Origin of the sequence: Inquilinus sp. CA228 (assembly GCF_052078665.1) — a bacterium.
Taxonomy (GTDB): domain Bacteria; phylum Pseudomonadota; class Alphaproteobacteria; order DSM-16000; family Inquilinaceae; genus Inquilinus.
This window is the reverse complement of record NZ_JBQJIK010000017.1, coordinates 55,487-77,068: the sequence shown is the minus strand read 5'-3', so window position 1 is coordinate 77,068 and position 21,582 is coordinate 55,487. Positions and strand designations below refer to the sequence as shown.

The 21,582-nt window shown below is 69.3% G+C and carries 22 protein-coding genes; 13 read left to right on the top strand and 9 right to left on the bottom strand.

Annotated features, from left to right (window positions below):
- The first annotated feature begins 25 nt into the window (after positions 1–25).
- A complete protein-coding gene (locus tag ACTOWL_RS10680) occupies positions 26–607 on the top strand; it encodes a biotin transporter BioY (RefSeq protein ID WP_441321199.1) in 582 nt (193 codons plus the stop codon).
- Positions 608–743: 136 nt separating this feature from the next.
- A complete protein-coding gene (locus tag ACTOWL_RS10675) occupies positions 744–1,835 on the top strand; it encodes a TRAP transporter substrate-binding protein (RefSeq protein WP_441321198.1) in 1,092 nt (363 codons plus the stop codon).
- Between the two features lie 60 nt (positions 1,836–1,895).
- Here ACTOWL_RS10675 and ACTOWL_RS10670 read toward each other — a convergent pair whose 3' ends face one another.
- From ACTOWL_RS10670 to ACTOWL_RS10645, 6 genes are all read right to left on the bottom strand, one after another.
- Complete coding sequence (locus ACTOWL_RS10670) at positions 1,896–3,446, bottom strand: TRAP transporter large permease (protein WP_441321197.1); 1,551 nt, start codon at positions 3,444–3,446, stop codon at positions 1,896–1,898.
- Positions 3,447–3,478: 32 nt separating this feature from the next.
- The gene (locus ACTOWL_RS10665) at positions 3,479–4,027 is read right to left on the bottom strand and encodes a TRAP transporter small permease subunit (protein WP_441321196.1); all 549 of its coding nucleotides are present in this window, start codon (positions 4,025–4,027) and stop codon (positions 3,479–3,481) included.
- A gap of 164 nt (positions 4,028–4,191) precedes the next feature.
- Positions 4,192–4,926 (bottom strand): arginyltransferase, encoded by a 735-nt coding sequence (locus ACTOWL_RS10660; RefSeq protein ID WP_441321195.1) that lies wholly within the window; start codon positions 4,924–4,926, stop codon positions 4,192–4,194.
- Between the two features lie 123 nt (positions 4,927–5,049).
- Entirely contained in the window at positions 5,050–5,538 is a 489-nt protein-coding gene (locus ACTOWL_RS10655; protein ID WP_441321194.1) for an AAA family ATPase, read from the bottom strand.
- A gap of 32 nt (positions 5,539–5,570) precedes the next feature.
- Positions 5,571–6,803 carry a threonine ammonia-lyase gene (locus tag ACTOWL_RS10650; RefSeq protein ID WP_441321193.1) on the bottom strand — a complete coding sequence of 411 codons (1,233 nt, stop codon included), beginning with the start codon at positions 6,801–6,803 and terminating at the stop codon, positions 5,571–5,573.
- A gap of 11 nt (positions 6,804–6,814) precedes the next feature.
- The gene (locus ACTOWL_RS10645) at positions 6,815–9,208 is read right to left on the bottom strand and encodes a penicillin acylase family protein (protein WP_441321192.1); all 2,394 of its coding nucleotides are present in this window, start codon (positions 9,206–9,208) and stop codon (positions 6,815–6,817) included.
- 219 nt (positions 9,209–9,427) lie between these two features.
- Here ACTOWL_RS10645 and ACTOWL_RS10640 point away from each other — a divergent pair, with 219 nt between their 5' ends.
- Positions 9,428–10,579: a type III PLP-dependent enzyme gene (locus ACTOWL_RS10640; protein ID WP_441321191.1), complete on the top strand. Its 1,152-nt coding sequence runs from the start codon at positions 9,428–9,430 to the stop codon at positions 10,577–10,579.
- 1 nt (position 10,580) lies between these two features.
- Positions 10,581–11,429: an alpha/beta fold hydrolase gene (locus ACTOWL_RS10635; RefSeq protein WP_441321190.1), complete on the top strand. Its 849-nt coding sequence runs from the start codon at positions 10,581–10,583 to the stop codon at positions 11,427–11,429.
- Here ACTOWL_RS10635 and hemB read toward each other — a convergent pair.
- Positions 11,426–12,424, bottom strand: a complete 999-nt coding sequence (hemB, locus tag ACTOWL_RS10630; RefSeq protein ID WP_441321189.1) for a porphobilinogen synthase — start codon at positions 12,422–12,424, stop codon at positions 11,426–11,428. The two genes, ACTOWL_RS10635 and hemB, sit on opposite strands and share 4 nt — an antisense overlap.
- Before the next feature lie 337 nt (positions 12,425–12,761).
- Between hemB and ACTOWL_RS10625 the strand changes: the two genes are divergently transcribed.
- A complete protein-coding gene (locus tag ACTOWL_RS10625; RefSeq protein WP_441321188.1) occupies positions 12,762–13,238 on the top strand; it encodes a MarR family winged helix-turn-helix transcriptional regulator in 477 nt (158 codons plus the stop codon).
- Positions 13,239–13,314: 76 nt separating this feature from the next.
- Here ACTOWL_RS10625 and ACTOWL_RS10620 read toward each other — a convergent pair whose 3' ends face one another.
- Both ACTOWL_RS10620 and ACTOWL_RS10615 read right to left on the bottom strand, forming a co-directional pair.
- Positions 13,315–14,529, bottom strand: coding sequence for an acyl-CoA dehydrogenase (locus ACTOWL_RS10620; RefSeq protein ID WP_441321187.1), 1,215 nt, complete (start codon positions 14,527–14,529; stop codon positions 13,315–13,317).
- Between the two features lie 119 nt (positions 14,530–14,648).
- Complete coding sequence (locus ACTOWL_RS10615) at positions 14,649–15,059, bottom strand: MucR family transcriptional regulator (protein WP_441321186.1); 411 nt, start codon at positions 15,057–15,059, stop codon at positions 14,649–14,651.
- A gap of 232 nt (positions 15,060–15,291) precedes the next feature.
- Here ACTOWL_RS10615 and rpiB point away from each other — a divergent pair, with 232 nt between their 5' ends.
- The 8 genes from rpiB to thiL all read left to right on the top strand — a co-directional run bounded on the left by rpiB (position 15,292) and on the right by thiL (position 21,431).
- The gene (rpiB, locus tag ACTOWL_RS10610) at positions 15,292–15,744 is read left to right on the top strand and encodes a ribose 5-phosphate isomerase B (RefSeq protein ID WP_441321185.1); all 453 of its coding nucleotides are present in this window, start codon (positions 15,292–15,294) and stop codon (positions 15,742–15,744) included.
- Between the two features lie 43 nt (positions 15,745–15,787).
- Positions 15,788–17,071 carry a serine hydroxymethyltransferase gene (gene glyA, locus ACTOWL_RS10605; protein ID WP_441321224.1) on the top strand — a complete coding sequence of 428 codons (1,284 nt, stop codon included), beginning with the start codon at positions 15,788–15,790 and terminating at the stop codon, positions 17,069–17,071.
- A gap of 116 nt (positions 17,072–17,187) precedes the next feature.
- The gene (gene nrdR / locus ACTOWL_RS10600) at positions 17,188–17,646 is read left to right on the top strand and encodes a transcriptional regulator NrdR (RefSeq protein WP_441321184.1); all 459 of its coding nucleotides are present in this window, start codon (positions 17,188–17,190) and stop codon (positions 17,644–17,646) included.
- Positions 17,647–17,718: 72 nt separating this feature from the next.
- Positions 17,719–18,333, top strand: a complete 615-nt coding sequence (locus tag ACTOWL_RS10595) for a riboflavin synthase (protein WP_441321183.1) — start codon at positions 17,719–17,721, stop codon at positions 18,331–18,333.
- Positions 18,330–19,463, top strand: a complete 1,134-nt coding sequence (gene ribB, locus ACTOWL_RS10590) for a 3,4-dihydroxy-2-butanone-4-phosphate synthase (RefSeq protein WP_441321223.1) — start codon at positions 18,330–18,332, stop codon at positions 19,461–19,463. The genes ACTOWL_RS10595 and ribB overlap by 4 nt, the downstream gene beginning before the upstream one ends.
- 1 nt (position 19,464) lies before the next feature.
- Positions 19,465–19,947 (top strand): 6,7-dimethyl-8-ribityllumazine synthase, encoded by a 483-nt coding sequence (locus ACTOWL_RS10585; RefSeq protein ID WP_441321182.1) that lies wholly within the window; start codon positions 19,465–19,467, stop codon positions 19,945–19,947.
- 3 nt (positions 19,948–19,950) lie between these two features.
- Complete coding sequence (nusB, locus tag ACTOWL_RS10580; protein WP_441321181.1) at positions 19,951–20,442, top strand: transcription antitermination factor NusB; 492 nt, start codon at positions 19,951–19,953, stop codon at positions 20,440–20,442.
- A 14-nt stretch (positions 20,443–20,456) separates the two neighbouring features.
- Entirely contained in the window at positions 20,457–21,431 is a 975-nt protein-coding gene (gene thiL / locus ACTOWL_RS10575; RefSeq protein ID WP_441321180.1) for a thiamine-phosphate kinase, read from the top strand.
- Positions 21,432–21,582 lie beyond the last annotated feature (151 nt).

The following is a 21,582-nucleotide window of genomic DNA, read 5'->3' as shown; positions in this document are numbered from 1 at the left end:
AGAAGAAGACAATTGGAGTCCTGACATGACCACCCGCACCCTTCCCCCGATGCTCTCGCTGTGGCGCGCCGACGGCCAGTCGGGCCTGCTGCGCTCTGCCGTGCTGGTGGTGCTGGGCACGGCGCTGATGGCGCTGTCGGCCAAGATCCAGGTGCCGTTCTACCCGGTGCCGATGACGATGCAGACCGCCGTGGTGCTGCTGATCGGCGGCGCCTATGGCTGGCGCCTGGGCGGGCTGACCATGCTGGCCTATCTGGCCGAGGGTCTCGCCGGCCTGCCGGTCTTCGCCGGCCCGGCCGCCGGCCCGGCCTATTTCGCCGGCCCGACCACGGGCTACCTGGTCGGCTTCCTGGCTTCGGCCGCGCTGATGGGCCTGGCGGTCGAGCGCGGCTGGACCCGCAGCCTCGTCGGCATGGCCGTGGCCATCACCGTCGCCTCGTTGATCCCCTTCGTCACCGGCGTGCCCTGGCTGGCGACGCTGGTCGGCCCGGCGGCGGCGATCGCCGCCGGCCTGTGGCCGTTCATCCCGGCGGCGATTCTCAAGGGCGCCCTGGCTGGCGTGCTGCTGGCAAAGATCGACGGCCTGGCCCAGCGCCGCGACGCCTGAGACCAAAAGGACGCAACGACGCAGAAGCGGCGTTGCGTCCCATGTCCGAGTTTCATTAGATGGCAGCAGCGCCGCGGCGGACGACCGCGGCGACTTGCGGAAACCACGCTCGATGCGAACAGGGGGGAGCCCAAATATGAAACGGCGGAATTTCATCGCGACCGCGGGGGTTGGCCTGGCGGCCGCGCCGCTGGCGGCGCCGGCGATCGCGCAGGACAAGCCCGAGGTCAAATGGCGCCTGGCGTCGAGCTTTCCGAAGTCGCTCGACACCATCTATGGCGGCGCCGACGTGCTGTCGAAGACGCTGTCCGACCTGACCGACGGCAAGTTCCAGATCCAGGTCTTCCCCTCGGGCGAGCTGGTGCCCGGCTTGCAGGCGCTGGACGCCACCCAGAACGGCACGGTCGAGGCGGCGCACACCGTCGCCTACTACTATGTCGGCAAGGACCCGACCTTCGCCATCGGCTCGTCGATCCCGTTCGGCCTCAACGCCCGGCAGCAGAACGCCTGGCTGTATCACGGCGGCGGCAACGACCTGCTGAACACCTTCTTTGCCAATTACGGCGTGGTCGGCTTCCCCGGCGGCAACACCGGCACACAGATGGGCGGCTGGTTCCGCAGCGAGGTCAAGTCGCTGGCCGACCTCAAGGGCCTCAAGATGCGCATCGCCGGCCTCGCCGGCCGGGTGGTCGAGCGTATCGGCGTGGTGCCGCAGCAGATCGCCGGCGGCGACATCTACCCGGCGCTGGAGCGGGGCACGATCGACGCCACCGAATGGGTCGGGCCCTATGACGACGAGAAGCTCGGCTTCTACCAGGTCGCCAAGTTCTACTACTACCCGGCCTTCTGGGAAGGCGGCCCGACCGTGCATTTCCTGTTCAACAAGGACAAGTACGAGGCGCTGCCGGACAGCTACAAGAAGGCGCTGGCTGCGGCCACCGAGATCGCCAACTTCAACATGCTGGCACTGTACGACGTGAAGAACATCGCGGCGATCCGCAGCTTGGTCGGCAAGGGCGTGCAGCTGCGCCCGCTGCCGCGCGATGTGCTCGACGCCGCCTATGTCGAATCGTTCAAGCTGTACGACGAGCTCTCCGCCTCGAACGCCAATTGGAAGGCGATCTACGAGCCGTGGAAGAAGTTCCGCGGCGAGGCCTATCAGTGGTTCCGCGTGGCCGAATACACCTATGACAGCTACGTCTATGCCCAGCAGGCGGCCGGCAAGTAAGCCAGCCTTCCGCTGAACCGACCAGGGCCGGTCCTTCGCGGGACCGGCCCTTTCTGCTGGCTATTTGAAGTCGGGCGGGGGCAGCGGATCGCCGGGCTGCGCCGGGGCCGGCGGGGCACCGAAATCCGGCGGCGGCGGGGTGCCGAAATCGGGCGCGGCCGGGGTGCCGAACGGGTTGGCGCCGTCGGCGCCCGGCATCGGCACGTTGACGTCGATCGTGGTCGGATCGGCCTCGACCTGGCCCGATTTGTAGTGGGTCACCAGCCCCGGGAAGGCGATCACGATCGCGACCATCAGGACCTGGATCGCCACGAAGGGGATCGCGCCGAGATAGATCTGTCCGGTCGTCACTGGCGCCGTGGTGCGGCCGGTGACCTTGTCGCGATAGGGCCGCGTCGGCGCCACCGAGCGCAGGTAGAACAGCGAGAAGCCGAAGGGCGGGTGCATGAACGAGGTCTGCATGTTGACCGCCAGCAGCACGCCGAACCAGATCAGGTCGATGCCCAGGCTCGCGGCCGCCGCTCCCAGCAGCGGCACGATGATGAAGGCCAGCTCGAAATAGTCGAGGAAGAAGGCCAGCACGAAGACCAGGAGGTTGGCGACGATCAGGAAGCCCAGCACGCCGCCCGGCACCGAGGTCATCAGGTGCTCGACCCAGACATGGCCGTTGAGGCCGTAGAAGGTCAGCGAGAAGACGCGGGCGCCGAGCAGGATGAACAGCACGAAGGCGGAGAGCTTGGTCGTGGTGTCCAGCGCCTGGCGGATCATGGTCCAGTTCAGGCGCCGGTTGAGCGCCGCCAGCACCAGCGAGCCGACCGCGCCCATGGCGCCGCCCTCGGTCGGCGTGGCGATGCCGAGGAAGATCGTGCCCAGCACCAGGAAGATCAGCACCAAGGGCGGGACCAGCGAGGTGACCACCCGGCCGGCCAGCGCCAGGCCGCGCAGCGTGCGCGCTTCGGGTGGCAGCGCCGGGGCGCTGTCCGGCCGGACGATCGACATGATCAGGATGTAGCCGGCGTAGAGGCCGGTCAGGATGAGGCCCGGCAGCAGCGCCCCCTGATACATGTCGCCGACCGACTTGCCGAGCTGGTCGGCCATGATGATCAGCACCAGGCTGGGCGGGATGATCTGGGCCAGCGTGCCGGAGGCGGCGATGACGCCGGAGGCGAGCGACCGGTCATAGCCGTAGCGCAGCATGATCGGCAGCGAGATCAGCCCCATCGAGATCACCGAGGCGGCGACCACGCCGGTGGTGGCGGCCAGGAGGGCGCCGACGAAGATCACCGCATAGGCCAGGCCGCCGCGGACCGGGCCGAACAGTTGGCCGATCGTGTCCAGCAGGTCCTCGGCCATGCCGCTGCGCTCGAGGATCAACCCCATGAAGGTGAAGAACGGCACCGCCAGCAGCGTCTCGTTCGACATCTGCTGGTAGAACCGATCGGGGATCGCCCCGATCAGGTTGAACTGCAGCACGCCGAGCTCGACGCCGACCAGATAGAAGATGAAGCCGACCGCGGCGAGAGAGAAAGCGACCGAGTAGCCGAGCAGCAGCACGACCACCAGGCAGGCGAACATGATCGGCGCCATGTTCTCGATCAGGAACTGCGTCATGCGGACGGACCTTCAGGGGCTGGTGGGCCGGCTCAGAGCGGGTCGGCTTCGTGGCCGTGCGTCTGGACGATGTCGGGCATGCGGCCCGACAGGATGGCGATCCGCTTGACCAGCTCCGACAGCCCCTGCAGCGCCAGCAGGGCGAACCCGGCCGGGATCAGGGCCCAGACCGGCCAGCGGATCAGGCCGCCGGCATCGCCCGACGTCTCGCCGCTGACGATTTTGTCCACCACCACCGGCCAGGACAGCAGGATGGAGATGACGCAGAAGGGCAGCAGGAAGAACAGGGTGCCGAAGATCTCGATCCGGAGCTGGGTCCGGCGCGAGCAGCGGCCGTACAAAATGTCGACCTTGACGTGCTCACCCTTCAGCAGCGTATAGCCCGCGGCCAGCAGGAAGACGGCGGAGAACAGGTACCATTGCAGTTCCAGCCAGGCGTTGGAGCTGAGCGAGAAGGCTTTCCGCAGGATGGCGTTGCCGGCGCTGACCAGGATGGCGGCGAGCACGAGCCAGGATACGGTTCGCCCGACCCAGCCGTTCACCGCGTCGATGACGCGGCTGGCACCCAGCAAAGCCCCCATCTGACCTCCCCCGTTCTTGGGCACTTCAGCGCCGTTGATTGGACCGATGCAATTCGCCGCTGCGAAATATCAGCTTTCGCGGGCAAGACCAACCGGCGATTGGCGTCGGAGGCCGCTCGGGAGGCATCGATGTCGGTCTTTGCTGCGCCGCTGGGACGGAGAGGTCACACGTCCGGGTCGAGCGTCATCCAGCCGTTGTCGGTGAGGGCTTCCAGCGGCTGGAAGCGAGCCTTGTAGGCCATCTTGTGGCTCTGCGCGATCCAGTAGCCGAGATAGACGTGGTCGATGCCGGTCCGCCGCGCCTCCTCGACCAGGGCCAGGATCACATAGGTGCCGAGGCTGCGCTCCGGCACGTCGGGGTCGTAGAAGCTGTAGACGGCGGACAGCCCGTCCTCCAGCACGTCGACCAGCGCCGCCGCGCGCAGGGCGCCGGTCGGGTCGCGGAACTCGATCAGCGCGGCGCTGCCGCTGCCTTCCTCGATCATGCTGCCGTAATCGGCCCGCGACATCCGCGCCATGTCGCTGTCGCCGTGCCGGTGCCGCTGGTAGCGCAGGAACAGGGCGAACTGCTCGTCGCTGCCGATCGGCAGGGCCGAGCGGCGGGCGAGGTCGAGATTGGCGGTCCAGGCCCGGCGCATGCTGCGGCCGGGCGCGAACCGCGCCACCGGGATCCGCACCGGCACGCAGGCGCGGCAGCCGGGGCAGACCGGGCGGTAGACGATGTCGTGGCTGCGCCGGAACCCGGCCTGCGACAGGGTGGTGTTCAGCGCCCGGGCGTCGCCGCCGTTCAGCCGGGTGAACAGCTTGCGCTCGACACGGCCGGGGATATAGGGGCAGGGCAGGGGGCCTGACCGGTAGAAATGCTGCAGACGACCGAGCTTGCCGTCGATGACGGACATCAAGCGCTCCTGGGCCGGGTGGCCAACCTCACGCCCATACTGCACCACAGTGCCGGATCGTCGGCAAGCGACTCGGAGGCCGGTCCGCCATGCCGGGCTATGCAGACGGAATCCACCGCGGCCTCATGTCAGCCGCAGGATCTCGTCGACGGTGGCCGCGACCGGCCGGCGCGTGTCGATCTCGTGGTCGGCGGATTGCCGCAGCAGCGGCTCGACCATCCCGACCAACTCGACCACCTTGCGTCGCTCCTCCGCAGTGTGGCCGTAGCCGTCGGGGCCGCGCGCCGCCAGCCGCTGCAGCAGCGTCTCGATCGGGGCGGAGAGCAGGATCACGACATCGATCAGGGGCAGGAACCGGCCCATGGTCTCGCAGGTGCCGCTGACGAACAGCGGCGCGCCGCGCGGCGCGGTCAGCAGGTCGCGCACCCGATCTTCCTGCCAGACCCAGTCCTTGCCCTCGCCCGGGGTCAGCGTGTCGGCAGGATCGGCGTCGACCCATTCCGACCATTCCGGCGTGTCGAGGTCGCGGGCGTCGTGCCCCCGCGCCGCCAGCTCGCGGATCACCGCGGTCTTCCCGGTCCCGGACATGCCGGTGATCAGCACGCGCTCCATTCGGGTTCCCGAGGCCGGCTCCGGCCGCCCGCTCACGCCCCGACGTCGCTCAGCAGCGTCGCCGGATAGCCCCCCTCCATCAGCTTGCCGATGATGACGTCGACATGGGCGCGGTCGCGGGTCTCGACCACCACGTCGATATCGGCCCGCTTCACCGGGATCTGGAAGAACAGCCGCTGGTGATAGGTCTCGATGATGTTGCCGCCGGTGGTGCCGATGATGCCGGCGATGCTGCTCAACACCCCCGGCGAGTCCTCGATCTCGATGCGCAGCCGGGCCAGCTGGCCGTTGCGCACCAGGCCGCGCATCAGGATCGAGGCCAGGATGCGCGGGTCGATGTTGCCGCCGCACACCACCACGCCGACCTTGCGCCCGGCGAAGCGTTCCGGATTGGCCAGGATGCCGGCGATGCCGGCGGCGCCGGCGCCCTCTGCCACCAGCTTCTGCTGGGTCATCAGCTGGTGCACGCCCTGCTCCAGGACCGTCTCCTCGACCGCGACGATGTCGTCGACCAGCGCGGCGATGATCTGCCGGGTCAGGACGCCCGGGCTCTTCACCGCGATGCCCTCGGCGATGGTGGCGCCGCCATAGATGCCGGTGCGGCCGGCCACCGCATCGCTCATCGAGGCATAGAGCGCGGCCTCGACCCCGGTGATCCGGATCGACGGGTTGATCGACCGGGCGGCGATGGCGATGCCGGAGATCAGCCCGCCGCCGCCGATCGGCACCACCAGGTCGTCGAGATCCGGCACGTCGGCCAGGATCTCCAGCCCCGCCGTGCCCTGGCCGGCGATGATGTAGGGGTCGTCATAGGGGTGGATCAGGGTCAGCCCTTCCGCATCCACCAGCTTGCGGGCATGGCCCATGCTGTCGTCGAGGGTCTGGCCCACCAGCACCACCTTGGCGCCGTAGCCCTCGGTCTTCGCCACCTTGGTGAAGGGGGTGAAGGTCGGCATCACGATGGTCGAGGGGATGCCCAGGCGGGTGGCGTGGTAGGCGACGCCCTGGGCGTGGTTGCCGGCCGACATGGCGACCACGCCGCGCTTGCGCTGCGCCTTGTCGAGCGAGCGCAGCTTGTTGTAGGCGCCGCGGTCCTTGAACGATCCGGTGCGCTGCAGCGTCTCCAGCTTCAGGACCAGCTCGCAGCCGAGGATGCCGGACAGAAGCGGCGCCGGAATGACCGGCGTCCGGGCCACCTGGCCCTCGAGGGCCGCGGCGGCGGCGCGGATGTCGTCGATGGTGACCGGCAGCGGGGCGGGGCTCATCTGGGGTCCTGTCATTGGCGCGGCTGCAGGGTCGTCAGCGACTCCCCGGCTGCGGCGAGATCAGCCTCGCCACCGGACAACGTCAAGTATCTTCCGTCTCGCCAATCCGCGACCAGGTCCCCCCAATGCGGCGACAGCGGGTTGCCGGACTGGCCGGTGGCGATCATGAAGCGCGACCGGCCGCGGTCCGCCAGGTCGTAGACGGCGCGATAGCCGGCGCCGTGCGTGTGGGCATAGGGCGCCTCCGGATCGGTGATCGTGGTGGCGCCCCGGTTCAGGGTGTAGGGCCCGCCATCGGTCGGGGTCGCCAGCGAGATCAGGCCGCCGATCACCGGCACGCGCGACAGCACCTGGGCCTCCAGCGGCGCGATGTGCTCGGCGCCCCAGCGCCAGGCGGCCATGTCGGCGCCGTGGCGCTGTGCCAGCGCGTCCAGCGCCTCGCCCAGGGTCCGGCGCAGCAGGGCCGTGCAGTCGGCCGGCGGGGCCGAGGCCGAGGCCGAGGCCTCAGCGTCGCCACACCAGGACGGGTCGCGGGTCAGGATCGTCGCCAGGATTGTCGGGTGCAGCCCGAAATAATCCTCGGCCAGGGGGCCGAGCGGCGGGTCGAACACGGCATGGGCGAAGCGCCGCAGCCATTCCATGTAGACCAGCGGCTCCGGCCGGTTGCGGTCCATCCGCAGGTCCCAGCCGCGCAGCAGCGCCAGGGCCTTGGCCATGCGGTCGTCGGTGGGGTCGATGGCCGTCATCAGCGGCAGCAGCTCCCGCGCCTCCGTCGTCAGCGTGTCGGCCTGCATCGCCTGGCTGCGCGCGACCGTGTTCGGGCCGTCGGCGTCCAGCAGCTCGACGATGCGCCGGGCGCGGTAGGGGTCGTCATAGCCGTCGCCGAGATAGTAGGGATAGCCTGGCCCGACCACGGCGTTGTTGGCGTTGGCGATGGCGCCGCCGGGCGGGTTCAGGGCCTGGGGCAGGGCCTCGAACGGGATGGTGCCGGTCCAGTCCTGCGCGCCCGAGGCGCCGTCCGCCGGCAGCTCGCCGCGGCCGGAACGCCGGATCGGGATCGCCCCCGGGACCAGGAAGCCGATATCGCCGTCGGCATCGGCATAGGCGACGTTCTGGATCGGGGTGCGGAAGAATCGCATCGCGGCCAGGAACTCCGGCCAGGTGCCGGCGCGGTTCAGCCGGTACAGCGCATCGGCGGTGGTGTCGCCGGGGGCGAGGGCGGTGAAGGCGAGGGCGACGACCTTGTCCTTGCCCGCCAGCTCCGCCATGCCGGGGTCGAGGTCGGACAGCACCGGCCCGTGCCGGGTGCCGCGGATGGTCAGCGTCACCGGGTCGCCGCCGGAGACGGCGATGGTCTCGGTCCGGGTCTCGAAGGCGGCGCTGCCGTCCGGCGTCCGGTAGCGGGTCGAGTCGGCCGGGTCGACCGTCTCCAGGAACAGGTCCTGCACATCCGCGCCGGTGGTGGTGAAGCCCCAGGCGATCCGCCGGTTCTGGCCCAGGATGGTCAGCGGCACGCCGGGCGCGGTGGCGCCGGCGACCGACAGGGTCGGGGTCTCGATCCGCGCCAGGTACCACCGGATCGGCGCGCTCAGCCCCAGATGCGGGTCGTTGGCCAGGATCGGCGCACCGGTGTCGGTGCGACTGGGCCCGACCACCCATTCATTCGACGCGGTGCGGGGCCCCAGCGGCGGCGGCAGCGCCTCGGCCAGCGCCGTCAGCATCGGCGCGGCTTGGTCGAGGGCGGCGAGGGTGGCGGGCGGCAGCGCGCCGAGATCGGGGAACAGGGTGCGGGCCCGCTCCGGCCCCAGCCGGGCGATCACCTGGGCGCGCAGGATCTCGTCGCGATAATTGGCCGACAGCTGCAGCGCCATCAGCTTGCTCCAGACCAGCGTGTCGGCCGGCCGCCACGGCTCCGGCCGGGTCCACAGCAGGGTGAATTCGGGCGGCAGCGCGCCGGGATGGCCGTCGATCCAGGCGTTGACCCCGGCGGCGTAGCGGTCGAGGGCCGAGCGCAGCTCCGGCGACTGGGCGGCGACATCGGCCTCGGCCAGGCGGTAGATGCCGAGCGTCCGCATCAGCTTGTCCAGCTTCAACCCGCCTGCGCCGACCAACTCGGCCAGCCGGCCGGCGCCGATCCGGCGCTGCAGCTCCATCTGCCACAACCGGTCGCGGGCGTGCAGATAGCCCAAGGCGAAATAGGCGTCGCCGTCGCTCTGGGCGAAGATCGTCGGCACGCCGTGGCCGTCGCGGTAGATCCGGACCGGTCCGGACAGGCCGTCGAGCGCGACGGTCCCCGATTCGGCCGGCACCCCGGTGCGCAGCCACCACAGGCCGGCGCCGGCCAGCACCACGAGCAGCAGCAGGAGGCAGGCCAGCGCGATCGCGCCGCGGCGAAGCCATCTCATCGGTCATGTCTCCGTGCCGCCCGGGATCGGTCGCGGCGCTGCTGTGTTATAATAATCTGTCCGTTTCGAAGCGAGGCACCATGGAGGCGCAGGGTCGGGCCGTGGCGCCGGATGCGCTTCGGTCTATTTTCGCGGGGGGCTAGCCAAGCGACCGGCACTCCCCAGATGATGCAGACGTGCCGCGCGTCCGGCGGCGGTCCAGCGTTCCAGGAGCGTTCGATGGAGTCCTTCGCCGACGCCCTCGCCATGGTCACCGCCCTCCGCCCCGAGGAGCCGGTCTACTGCCTGCGGCCCCGGGTGCTGCGCGAGTCGGCGGCGGAGTTCCGGCGTCAGTTCCCCGGCACGGTGATGTACGCGGTCAAGTGCAACGACCATCCGGCGGTGCTGGCCGGGCTGCATGCCGGCGGCCTGCGCGATTTCGACGTCGCCTCGCTGAACGAGATCGAGGCCGCGGCGGCGCTGCCCGGCACCGTCTCGCACTACATGCATCCGGTGAAGAATCGCCAAGCGGTCGAGCTGGCCTATCGCCGCTACGGCATCCGCACCTTCTGCCTCGACCATGAGGAGGAGCTGGACAAGATCCTGGCCGTGACCGGCGGGGCGCGCGACCTGACCCTGGTGCTGCGGGTCGACATGCCCCGCTTCGATTCGGTCTGCGACCTCAGCGGCAAGTTCGGGGCCGAGATCGAGGCCGCGCCGGCGCTGCTGCGCCGCATCGCCGCCACCGGCAACCGCGCCGGCCTGACCTTCCATGTCGGCTCGCAATGCCTGGATCCGGGCGCCTATGAGAGCGCGCTGACGATCTGCGCCGGCATCCTGGCCAGGGCCGGGGTGAAGGTGCCGGTGATCGATGTCGGCGGCGGCTTCCCCGCCGCCTATGTCGGCACCGAGGCGCCGCCGCTCTCCGCCTTCGTCGCCGCCATCCGCGCCGGCCTGGCCCGGCTGCCGGCCGACCCCGACCGCGCCGTGTTCTGCGAGCCCGGCCGGGCCCTGGTGGCCGAGGGCTGCTCGCTGGTGGTGAAGGTCGAGTTCCGGCGCGGCCACCGCCTGTACATGAACGACGGCGCCTATGGCAGCCTGGCCGACATGAAGCTGTTCCGCACCGTCTATCCGGTGCGGCTGCTGCGGCCGGGCGGCACCGGTGGCAGGCTGGCCAGCTTCGCCCTGTTCGGCCCGACCTGCGACAGCTATGACAGCCTGCCCGGCACTTCGCCGCTGCCGGAGGATGTGCGCGAGGGTGACTGGATCGAGTTCGGCCAGATCGGCGCCTATTCCAACGTGCTGCAGACCCGGTTCAACGGCTTCGAGGCCCGCCGCTTCGTCCAGGTCGAGGATGGCGCGCTGCGCCCGGCCAGTGCCCGGGCGGCCTGAGATGGAGCCGGTCGAACATCAGTTCCTCGGGCTCGGCCTCGGCGGCTTCCACCGCCTGGCCTATGTCGCCTGGGGCGAGGACCGCGCGCAGCCGCCGGTGCTGTGCGTGCACGGGCTGACCCGCAACGGCCGCGACTTCGATAGGCTCGCGGCGGACCTGGCCTGGTCCGGCCGCAGGGTCGTCTGCCCGGACGTGGTCGGCCGCGGCCGCAGCGGCTGGCTCGCCAACCCCGCCCTCTACGGCTATCCGCAGTATCTCGGCGACGCCGCGGCGCTGATCGCCCGGCTCGACGTGCCGGAGGTGGACTGGATCGGCACCTCGATGGGCGGGCTGATCGGCATGATGCTGGCGGCCCAGCCGAACAATCCGATCCGGCGGCTGGTGCTGAACGATGTCGGCCCGTTCATTCCACAGGCGGCGCTGCTGCGAATCGGGTCCTATGTCGGGCAGGACCCGGTCTTCGCCGATCCCGGCGAGCTCGAAGCCTATCTGCGGCGGGTGCACGCGCCCTTCGGGCCGTTGACCGACGGGCAGTGGCGGCATCTGGCCGAGCACAGCGCCCGCCGCCGGCAGGACGGCACGCTCGGCCTGGCCTACGACCCCGCCTTCGCCGCCGCCTTCGCCGGCCCGGTCGCCGATGTCGACCTGTGGATGGTCTGGGACCAGATCCGCTGCCCGGTGCTGGTGATCCGCGGCGCGGAGTCGGACCTGCTGACCGCGACCACCGCCGAGCGCATGGCGGCGCGGCCGGGCACCACGCTGCTCACCATCCCCGGCTGCGGCCACGCCCCGGCGCTGATGGCGGCGGACCAGACCGCCCCGATCCGCGACTGGCTGGCGGCGAGCTAGGCCAGCAGTTCCGCCGCCTCGACGGCGCCATAGGTCAGCACGCCCGAGGTTCCGGCGCGCTTGAACGCGGTCAGCACCTCGATCAGCGCCTTGTCGTAGTCGAGCCAGCCATTCTGCGCCACCGCCTTCAGCATCGCGTATTCGCCGCTGACCTGATAGGCGAAGACCGGCACGCCGAAGCCGTCATGCACCCGGCGGATGATGTCGAGATAGGGCAGGCCCGGCTTCACCATCACCATGTCGGCGCCTTCGCGCAGGTCGAGCTCGACCTCGCGCAGCGCCTCGTCGGTGTTGGCCGGGTTCATCTGGTAGGTCTTCTTGTCGCCGACCAGCACGCCGGTCGACCCGACCGCGTCGCGGAACGGGCCGTAGAAGGCCGAGGCGTATTTCGCCGAATAGGCCATGATCTTGACGTCCTGCCGGCCGGCGCCGTCCAGCGCCGCGCGGATCGCGCCGATGCGGCCGTCCATCATGTCGGACGGCGCCACGATGTCGGCCCCGGCCTCGGCCTGGACCAGCGCCTGGCGGACCAGGATCTCGACCGTCTCGTCGTTCAGGATCCGGCCGTCGCGGATCAGCCCGTCATGGCCGTGGCTGGTGAAGGGGTCGAGGGCGACGTCGACGACTATGCCCAGATCCGGCACCGCCGCCTTGATCGCGCCGATGGCACGGCACACCAGGTTGCCGGCCCTGCAGGCCTCGGCGCCGTCCTCGCTGCGCAGGGCCCGGTCGATCATCGGGAACAGCGCCACCGCCGGGATGCCGAGGTCGCGGGCGTGGCGGCAGGCCTCGACCGCGCTCGTGAGGTCGAAGCGGGTGACGCCGGGCAGCGATTCGACCGGCTGCCTGCGGTCGCCCTCGACCACGAAGATCGGCCAGATCAGATCGGACGGGCCCAGCCGGGTCTCGGCCACCAGCTCGCGGATCCAGCCGTCGGTGCGCAGGCGTCGCATCCGGGTGGTCGGGTAGGCTCCGGGGAAGGGCAGGCGGGGCATGATGTCACTCAAAGACTAAGATGGCGGCCGCACTTTAGGACGGAGCCTCGGCCGGAAACAACCTGGTGCGGCGGCCCGCCACGCATCGCCCTTCCGCCAAGGGAATTGCTCTTTTACGCGAAGGGTTGATAACGTCGGGCAATGGGATCAAAAATGTCCTCTGCGGCAACCGAAAGCATCGATCTAGCGTGAATTCGTGCTGAATGCGGTGCAAATTGCGGTAAACACCTGTCCTGCTCACAACACTTTCGTTTTGGATGATTTTGTCTAAAGTGGCTTTATGAGTGGTAGAACGGCGGTCTAGATAGTACAAAGCGCCAGTGGGTCGGAGGTCTGAATGCATCATCCCTATTACCGCATGACCGCACTCATTGAGCGGCTTCATCGCTGCTTTCTGGATGTGGTCAAGGTAGAGTTGGACCGTTTTGGCGTCCAAGATATCAACAACGTCCAGAGTCTGATTCTCTACAATATCGGCATGGACGAGCTGACCATCGGCGAGTTGACCGCCCGTGGCTACTATCTGGGCTCGAATGTCTCGTACAACGTCAAAAAAATGGTCGAGAACGGATATTTGGCGCAGGAGCGGTCACAGCATGACCGGCGCTCCACCCGGGTCCGTTTGACCAGCAAGGGGCAGGCGCTGCGGTCGAAGCTTGAGACCATGTTCAACCGCCAGGCGGATGCGCTGGAGGGCACGGGGCTGCGGGTCGGCGACGTCGAGACGCTGAACGGCACGCTGCGGCGGCTCGAGGGCTTCTGGTCCGGCAACCTCGCCTATACCACCGACCAGCCGGTGACCAGCGCGGCCTGAGGCCGCCCGCCGTTTGGTCACGAAAAAGGCGCGTCCCGAGGGGCGCGCCTTTTGCTTGTCCGCGGTCTGGCCGTGATCAGAAGGCGGCGAGGCCGGTCTGGGCGCGGCCCAGGATCAGGGCGTGCACGTCATGCGTGCCTTCATAGGTGTTGACCGCCTCCAGGTTCATCACGTGGCGGATGACGTGGAACTCGTCGGCGATGCCGTTGCCGCCGAGCATGTCGCGGGCCTGGCGGGCGATGTCGAGCGACTTGCCGCAGTTGTTGCGCTTCATCAGGCTGATCGCCTCCGGCGCCGCCTTGCCCTCGTCCTTGAGCTGGCCCAGGCGATGGGCCGAGATCAGGCCGAGGGTGATCTCGGTCTGCATGTCGGCCAGCTTCTTCTGGATCAACTGGGTGCCGGCGAGCGGACGGCCGAACATCTTGCGGTCCAGCGTGTACTGCCGGGCGGTGTGCCAGCAGAACTCGGCCGCGCCGATCGCGCCCCAGGCGATGCCGTAGCGGGCGTTGTTCAGGCAGCCGAACGGGCCCTTCAGCCCCTTGACGTTGGGCAGCAGATTCTCTTCCGGGACGAACACCTCGTCCATCACGATCTCGCCGGTGGTCGAGGCGCGCAGCGAGAACTTGCCCTCGATCTTCGGCGAGGACAGGCCCTTCATGCCGCGCTCCAGCACGAAGCCGCGGATCTCGCCGCTGTCGTCCTTGGCCCAGACCACGAAGACGTCCGCGATCGGCGAGTTGGTAATCCACATCTTGGCGCCGGACAGGCTGTAGCCACCGGCGACGCTGCGCGCCCGGGTCTTCATCGAGCCGGGGTCGGAGCCGGCGTCGGGCTCGGTCAGGCCGAAGCAGCCGACGATCTCGCCGGTGGCCAGGCGCGGCAGGTACTTCTGGCGCTGCTCCTCGGTGCCATAGGCATAGATCGGGTGCATCACCAGGCTCGACTGCACCGACATGGCCGAGCGGTAGCCGCTGTCGACGCGCTCGACCTCGCGCGCGATCAGGCCGTAGCAGACATAGTTGACGCCGGCGCAGCCATAGCCGTCGATGGTCGAGCCGAGGAAGCCGAGCTCGCCCATCTCGTTCATGATCTCGCGATGGAAGACCTCGTGCCGGTTGGCCTCGAGCACGCGCGGCAGCAGCTTCTCCTGGCAATAGGCGCGCGCCGCGTCGCGCACCATGCGCTCCTCCTCGGTCAGCAGTTCCTCGAGCAGGAGCGGGTCCTCCCACTGGAAGGCGGCACGGCCGGTCTGTGCCGGCTTGGCGGCCGCGGTGGCGGCGGCGGAAGTCATGGGCGAACTCCGGAAACGATCAAAAACCTGGGCGCATAACAGCACAGGGGCCGGGGCGCCGCCAGCCCAAGCCCGCATACGGGCTAACGCTGCGGCGTCCCGGCCCCGGGCGCAGACGATCAGCCGTGCCGGGCCTTGCCCAGGCCGATCTTCTTGGCGAAGGCGGAGCGCTGTGCCGCATAGTTCGGCGCGACCATGGGATAGTCGGCCGGCAGGCCCCATTTCGCCCGGTACTCTTCGGGCGACAGGCTGTAGGTCGTCCGCAGGTGCCGCTTCAGCATCTTCAGCTTCTTGCCGTCCTCCAGGCAGACAATGTAGTCCGGCTGGATCGACCGCCGGATCGGCACCGCCGGCTTGGCCGGCGTCTGAGCCGGTGCGGCCGCCGGTGCGGACCCGACATTTCGCAATGCATCGTGAATGGTCTGGATCACCGTCCCGAGCTGATCGGTCGGGACCGTGTTGCGGGAAATATAGGATGTCACAATCTGGGTGGTCATCTGCACCAGATCGGCAGTGCTTCGACCGCTCATGCTTGCTTGATCCTCCATTGTTCAAATCCTTTTCTATCTGTCGTCAACAGCGACAACGGGGTCGCATTTGATATGGCGCATGTCAACGATAATGGGAAAACTACTGACTATTCTACAACTGCAAGCTGCGGCCGGGTCCAACCGGCCCGCGCGCCCGAATTGAGCCACGTTCCGGCTCACTCTCCAACGTAAAATATGCGAAGGTCGCCCGTACCCCTTCCGCCGGACCAAAATGACCGACGCCGCCAAGACTGTCGCCATCGCCGCCGACCATGCCGGCTATGCCCTCAAGGACCAGCTCCGGGCCGTGATCGAGGCGCAGGGGCTGGTGGTGCTCGACCTCGGCACCAACGGCCCGGACCGGGTCGATTACCCTGATTTCGGCCACGCCGTGGCGCAGGCGATCGGTGACGGCCGGGCGTCGCGCGGCCTCGTGGTCTGCGGCACCGGCATCGGCATCTCGATCGCCGTCAACCGCCATCGCGGGATCCGTGCGGCGCTTTGCCACGACGTCACCACCGCCCGGCTGTCCCGCCAGCACAACGATGCGAACGTGCTCGCGCTCGGCGCCCGAATCATCGGCTTCGAGACCGCCCGGGATTGCCTTGCCGTGTTCCTGTCCACCGACTACGAAGGCGGTCGGCACGGCGACCGCATCGCCAAGCTCGACGCGCCTGCCGCCTGACCAGGATGATTTGCCCATGAGCTCTCCCGACTCCGCCGCCAAGATGACCGCCGCCAGCTCCCTCTTCACCGCCCGCCTGGAAGACACCGACCCGGCCGTGCTGCGCGGCATCCGGGACGAGCTGAAGCGCCAGCAGACGCAGATCGAGCTGATCGCCAGCGAGAACATCGTCTCGCGCGCCGTGCTCGAGGCCCAGGGCTCGGTCCTGACCAACAAATATGCCGAGGGCTATCCGAACCGTCGCTACTACGGCGGCTGCGAATTCGTCGACGTCGCCGAGACCCTGGCGATCGAGCGCGCCTGCAAGCTGTTCGACTGCGCCTTCGCCAATGTCCAGCCGCATTCCGGCGCCCAGGCCAACCAGGCGGTGTTCTTCGCCCTGCTGCAGCCGGGCGACACCGTGCTCGGCATGTCGCTGGCGGCCGGCGGCCACCTGACCCACGGCGCCGCCCCGAACCAGTCCGGCAAGTGGTTCAACGCGGTGCAGTACGGCGTCCGGCGCGAGGACGCGCGGATCGACTATGACGAGCTGCAGCGCCTGGCCACCGAGCACAAGCCGAAGCTGATCGTCGCCGGTGGCTCGGCCTATCCGCGCGTCATCGACTTCCCGCGCTTCCGCCAGATCGCGGATTCGGTCGGCGCCTATCTCATGGTCGACATGGCGCATTTCGCCGGGCTGGTCGCCGGCGGCGTGCATCCCAGCCCACTGCCGCACGCCCACATCGTCACCACGACCACGCACAAGACGCTGCGTGGGCCGCGTGGCGGCATGGTGCTGACGAACGACCTCGACATCGGCAAGAAGATCAACTCGGCCGTGTTCCCCGGTCTGCAGGGCGGCCCGCTGATGCATGTCATCGCCGCCAAGGCTGTGGCCTTCGGCGAGGCGCTGCGGCCGGAGTTCAAGCTGTACGCCAAGGCGGTGGTCGACAACGCCAAGCTGCTGGCCGAGACCGTGCGCGCCGGCGGGCTCGACATCGTCTCCGGCGGCACCGACACGCATCTGATGCTGGTCGACCTGCGGCCGAAGAAGCTGACCGGCAAGGCGGCCGAGGCCAGCCTCGAGCATGCCGGCATGACCTGCAACAAGAACGGCGTGCCGTTCGATCCGGAGAAGCCGACCATCACCTCCGGCGTCCGCCTGGGCAGCCCGGCCGCGACCTCGCGCGGCTTCGGCCTGGCCGAGTTCCGCCAGATCGGCGAGATGGCGGTCGAGGTGCTGGATGGCCTCGCCGCCAACCCCGAGGACAACTCGGCGGTCGAGAAGGCGGTGCGGGCCCGGGTCGAGACGCTCTGCGCCCGGTTCCCGATCTACCCGGACCTCTGAGGCCTTTGGGACGGTCCAGGATTGGAATCCGTCCCGCCTGACACTCGATAGATTGTGGTTCGCCCACAACGGATGGTATCCATTCGCTGTGGGCGAAACCATTTCCGGGGGCACCGATGCGCTGTCCATTCTGCGGCCACGACGATACCCAGGTGAAGGATTCGCGGCCCACGGAGGACAATTCGGCGATCCGGCGGCGGCGCTTCTGCCCGGCCTGCGGCGCCCGCTTCACCACCTTCGAGCGGATCCAGCTGCGCGAGCTGACGGTGATCAAGTCGGCCGGCCAGCGCGAGCCCTTCGACCGCGAGAAGCTGCTGCGCTCGATGCGCATCGCCCTGCGCAAGCGCGACATCGACATCGAGCGGCTGGAGCGGATCGTCAACTCGCTGGTCCGCCAGCTCGAGAGTTCGGGCGAGAGCGAGATCCCGTCCAAGGCGATCGGCGAAATGGTGATGAAGGCGCTGAGCGGCGTCGACAAGGTCGCCTATATCCGCTACGCCTCGGTCTACCGCGACTTCCAGGAACCCGGCGCGTTCAGCGACTTCGTCGAGCAGCTGCGCGGTGAGCGACCCTGACCGGCGTCCGCTGCGTCTGGTTTCGTGTGGTTTCGCTGGAAACCACACCGCACTCGTCATAGGGTGCCCGCCATGTTCAGCGGCATCATCACCGATGTGGGGCGCGTCGCGGCGATCGAGCGGCGAGGCGACACCCGCTACATCATCGAGACGGCCTTCGACACGGCGACGATCGAGATCGGCGCGTCGGTCGCTCATAACGGCGTCTGCCTGACCGTGATCGAGACCGGGCCCGGCCGCTTCGCGGTCGAGGCCTCGGCCGAGACCCTGTCGCGCAGCACGCTGGGCGACTGGGCGGTCGGCACCGAGGTCAATCTCGAGCGCTCGCTCAGGCTCGGCGACGAGATCGGCGGCCATCTGGTCTACGGCCATGTCGACGGCGTCGGCACCATCATCGACCGCCGGCCCGAGGGCGACAGCGTCCGCTTCACCATCGAGGCCCCGGCCGAGCTGGCGGACACCATCGCCTCCAAGGGCTCGATCGCCATCGAGGGCGTCTCGCTGACCGTCAACGAGGTCGCCGACACCCCGTCGGGGACCTGCCGCTTCGGCGTCAACATCATTCCGCACACGCAGTCATGCACGACCTTTCGAAGCTTAAGCACGGATCGCCGCGTGAACTTGGAGATCGACATGCTGGCGCGGTACACGGCGCGCCTGCTGCGGGATCGCAAGACAGCCGGCTGAGCCCCGACGACCAGGCGCTGCTCTCGCCGATCGACGAGATCATCGAGGAGGCGCGCCAGGGCCGCATGTTCATCCTGGTCGACGATGAGGACCGGGAGAACGAGGGCGACCTGGTGATCCCGGCGCAGATGGCGGATGCCGAGGCGGTCAACTTCATGGCCCGCTACGGCCGCGGCCTGATCTGCCTGGCGATGGAGCACAAGCGGATCGACGAGCTCGGCCTGCAGTTGATGACGCGCAGCAACGCCTCGCGCCACCAGACCGCCTTCACCGTCTCGATCGAGGCGCGCGAGGGCGTGACCACCGGCATCTCGGCGGCCGACCGGGCCCGCACCATCGCGGTCGCGATCGACCCGGCCTGCGGCCCGGCCGACGTCGCCACCCCCGGCCATGTCTTCCCGCTGGTGGCGCGCGACGGCGGCGTGCTGGAGCGCACCGGCCACACCGAGGCGGCGGTCGACATCTCGCGCCTGGCCGGGCTGTATCCGGCCGGGGTGATCTGCGAGATCATGAACGACGACGGCACCATGGCCCGGCTGCCGGACCTGGTGAAGTTCGCCCAGTTCCACAACCTCAAGATCGGCACCATCGCCGACCTGATCGCCTATCGCCGCTGCCAGGAATCGCTGGTCGAGCGCAAGCTCGAGACCACGATCGAGAGCCGCTGGGGCGGCGACTGGAAGATGATGGTCTATGTCAACACCGCGCGCTATGCCGAGCATGTCGTGCTGGTGAAGGGCGACATCTCCGGCGACGAGCCGGTGCCGGTGCGGATGCACGCGCTGAACGTGCTGGACGACGTGCTCGGCGACGTCCATGGCGGCAATGCCGGCATCCTGCACGGCGCCATGGCGGAGATCGGCCGCGAGGGCAGGGGCGTCGTGGTGCTGATCCGCGAGCCGCAGCCGGACAGCCTGAGCGAGCGGCTGCAGCGGCGGCTGGAGGGCATGCCGGCGAAGGAGAGTGGGCACGAGCTGCGCGACTACGGCGTGGGCGCCCAGATCCTGCTCGACCTCGGCGTGCGCAAGCTGATCGTGCTGTCCAATCATCCCCGCACCATCGTCGGTATCGACGGCTACGGCCTGACCGTGGTCGAGCAGCGCGCCATCGCCGGCATCCAGGAGGACTGAGATGGTCGCCAAGACCGAGACGCGGCCGGTGTCCTTCACGGGGCCAGCGCCGCACATCCTGATCGTCGAGGCCCGCTTCTACGAGGACATCACCGACGAGCTGGCGCGCGGCGCCGTCGCGGTGCTGGAGCAGATCGGCGCCACCTTTGAGCGCGCCGTCGTTCCGGGGGCGCTGGAGATCCCGGCCGCGGTGCAGATCGCCTCGACCTCGGCCCGCCGCTTCGACGGCTATGTCGCGCTCGGCTGCGTCATCCGCGGCGAGACCTCGCATTACGACACGGTGTGCAACGAGAGCGCCCGCGGCCTGCAGGACCTCGCCCTGCGCCACGGCCTAGCCATCGGCAACGGCATCCTGACCGTGGAGACCGAGGCCCAGGCCTGGGCCCGCGCCAGGGTCGCGGAGATGGACAAGGGCGGCGGCGCCGCCCGGGCCGCCCTGGCGATGATCGAGCTCAAGCGGCATTTCAAGCAACTCACGGCCTGACCGATGGCGACTCCAAAACCCTCCGCCAAGGCCCGCCGCGGCGCCGCGCGCCTCGCCGCCGTCCAGGCGCTGTACCAGCTCGAGCAGTCGGGCACGCCGCTCGACAAGGTGATCGCCGAGTTCGTCCATCACCGCTTCGGCGAGCCGGTCGAGGGCGAGGCGATGGTCGAGCCCGACGCGCCGCTGTTCGGCGACATCGTGCGCGGCACCCGGGTGCGCAGCGAGGAGGTCGACGCCCTGGTGTCCGGCGCGCTCGACAGCCAGTTCTCGCTGGCCCGGCTCGACCTGCTGCTGCGCTGCGTGATGCGGGCCGGGGCCTGGGAACTGCTGGCCAATCTGCACGTGCCGGCGCCGATCGTGATCTCGGAATATGTCAACGTCACCCGCGCCTTCTTCGGCGGCAAGGAGCCGGCGATGGTGAATGCGGTGCTCGACCGCATCGCCCGCGAGCAGCGGCCCCATGAATCCAGGGGCGGCGAGCCCCGAGCCGGCTGACCGCAGGAGCCGCCATGGGCCTCGGCGAGTTCGAGCGCATCGACCGCTACTTCCGGCCGCTGGCCCGCAACACGCCCGGCGCGCTCGGCCTGGCCGACGATGCGGCGCTGCTCGACCCCGGCGAGGGCCGCGACCTCGTGGTCACCACCGACGCCATGGTCGAGACCGTCCACTACCTGCCGGACGAGGATCCGATGCGGGTGGCGCAGAAGCTGGTGCGCTCCAACCTGTCGGACCTGGCGGCCAAGGGCGCGGCGCCTCTCGCCTATACCTTGACCCTGGCGCTGCCGGTGCAGCCGGACGAGAGCTGGATCGAACGCTTCGTCGAAGGGCTGGCGGCCGACCAGGCGCTGTATGGCATCGGCCTGCTCGGCGGTGATTCGGTGCGGACCCCGGGGACCGCGGTGCTGTCGGTCACCGCCTTCGGCACGGTGCCGCAGGGCGCGATGCTGCGCCGCTCCGGCGCCCGGCCCGGCGACGACCTCTATGTCAGCGGCACGCTGGGCGACGCGGCGCTGGGTTTGCGCGTGATCCTCGGCCGGCTGCCCGGCCTGGCGCCCGACGCCGCCGCGGCGTTGGCGCAGCGCCACCGCGTGCCGGAGCCGCGGATGGCGCTCGGCCGCGCCCTGGTCGGGCTGGCCCATGCGGCGATGGATGTGTCGGACGGGCTGCCCGGCGATCTGCCGCATCTCTGCGACGCCTCCGGCACGGCGGCGGAGGTCGAGCTGACGCGGCTGCCGCTGTCCGACGCCGCCCGCGCCGCCATCGCCCTCGACCCGGCCCTGCAGGACGTGGCCTGGGGCGGCGGCGAGGATTACGAGCTGCTGTTCAGCGCCCCGGTCTCGGCCCGCGCCGCGATCGAGGCGGCGGCCGCGGGGGCGAGCACGCCGGTGACGCGGATCGGCCGGGTCGCGGCGGGGCAGGGGGCGCGTTTGCTCGACCCGCAGGGCAGCCCTGTCGAGTCGCTGACCGGCTGGCGGCATTTCTGAGCGCGGCGCCGCTTCAAAACGCCCTCAAACGGCCCGAATCGCTGCCTTGCAAGCCCTCTCCAGTGCCACAAAGCAAAGAAATTTCACGCTGATTGCCCTGACCTTCCTGCTCTGGCATCGTTTGCGCGCAAAAGAAGCGGAGCCGGCCTGA

What these genes read in the sequence shown, in the direction of transcription:
- ACTOWL_RS10680 (WP_441321199.1), top strand. Translation starts at nt 26, where the DNA reads ATGACCACCCGCACCCTTCCCCCGATGCTCTCGCTGTGGCGCGCCGAC.
- ACTOWL_RS10675 (WP_441321198.1), top strand. Translation starts at nt 744, where the DNA reads ATGAAACGGCGGAATTTCATCGCGACCGCGGGGGTTGGCCTGGCGGCC.
- ACTOWL_RS10670 (WP_441321197.1), bottom strand. Translation starts at nt 3,446, where the DNA reads ATGACGCAGTTCCTGATCGAGAACATGGCGCCGATCATGTTCGCCTGC.
- ACTOWL_RS10665 (WP_441321196.1), bottom strand. Translation starts at nt 4,027, where the DNA reads ATGGGGGCTTTGCTGGGTGCCAGCCGCGTCATCGACGCGGTGAACGGC.
- ACTOWL_RS10660 (WP_441321195.1), bottom strand. Translation starts at nt 4,926, where the DNA reads ATGTCCGTCATCGACGGCAAGCTCGGTCGTCTGCAGCATTTCTACCGG.
- ACTOWL_RS10655 (WP_441321194.1), bottom strand. Translation starts at nt 5,538, where the DNA reads ATGGAGCGCGTGCTGATCACCGGCATGTCCGGGACCGGGAAGACCGCG.
- ACTOWL_RS10650 (WP_441321193.1), bottom strand. Translation starts at nt 6,803, where the DNA reads ATGAGCCCCGCCCCGCTGCCGGTCACCATCGACGACATCCGCGCCGCC.
- ACTOWL_RS10645 (WP_441321192.1), bottom strand. Translation starts at nt 9,208, where the DNA reads ATGAGATGGCTTCGCCGCGGCGCGATCGCGCTGGCCTGCCTCCTGCTG.
- ACTOWL_RS10640 (WP_441321191.1), top strand. Translation starts at nt 9,428, where the DNA reads ATGGAGTCCTTCGCCGACGCCCTCGCCATGGTCACCGCCCTCCGCCCC.
- ACTOWL_RS10635 (WP_441321190.1), top strand. Translation starts at nt 10,581, where the DNA reads ATGGAGCCGGTCGAACATCAGTTCCTCGGGCTCGGCCTCGGCGGCTTC.
- hemB (WP_441321189.1), bottom strand. Translation starts at nt 12,424, where the DNA reads ATGCCCCGCCTGCCCTTCCCCGGAGCCTACCCGACCACCCGGATGCGA.
- ACTOWL_RS10625 (WP_441321188.1), top strand. Translation starts at nt 12,762, where the DNA reads ATGCATCATCCCTATTACCGCATGACCGCACTCATTGAGCGGCTTCAT.
- ACTOWL_RS10620 (WP_441321187.1), bottom strand. Translation starts at nt 14,529, where the DNA reads ATGACTTCCGCCGCCGCCACCGCGGCCGCCAAGCCGGCACAGACCGGC.
- ACTOWL_RS10615 (WP_441321186.1), bottom strand. Translation starts at nt 15,059, where the DNA reads ATGAGCGGTCGAAGCACTGCCGATCTGGTGCAGATGACCACCCAGATT.
- rpiB (WP_441321185.1), top strand. Translation starts at nt 15,292, where the DNA reads ATGACCGACGCCGCCAAGACTGTCGCCATCGCCGCCGACCATGCCGGC.
- glyA (WP_441321224.1), top strand. Translation starts at nt 15,788, where the DNA reads ATGACCGCCGCCAGCTCCCTCTTCACCGCCCGCCTGGAAGACACCGAC.
- nrdR (WP_441321184.1), top strand. Translation starts at nt 17,188, where the DNA reads ATGCGCTGTCCATTCTGCGGCCACGACGATACCCAGGTGAAGGATTCG.
- ACTOWL_RS10595 (WP_441321183.1), top strand. Translation starts at nt 17,719, where the DNA reads ATGTTCAGCGGCATCATCACCGATGTGGGGCGCGTCGCGGCGATCGAG.
- ACTOWL_RS10585 (WP_441321182.1), top strand. Translation starts at nt 19,465, where the DNA reads ATGGTCGCCAAGACCGAGACGCGGCCGGTGTCCTTCACGGGGCCAGCG.
- nusB (WP_441321181.1), top strand. Translation starts at nt 19,951, where the DNA reads ATGGCGACTCCAAAACCCTCCGCCAAGGCCCGCCGCGGCGCCGCGCGC.
- thiL (WP_441321180.1), top strand. Translation starts at nt 20,457, where the DNA reads ATGGGCCTCGGCGAGTTCGAGCGCATCGACCGCTACTTCCGGCCGCTG.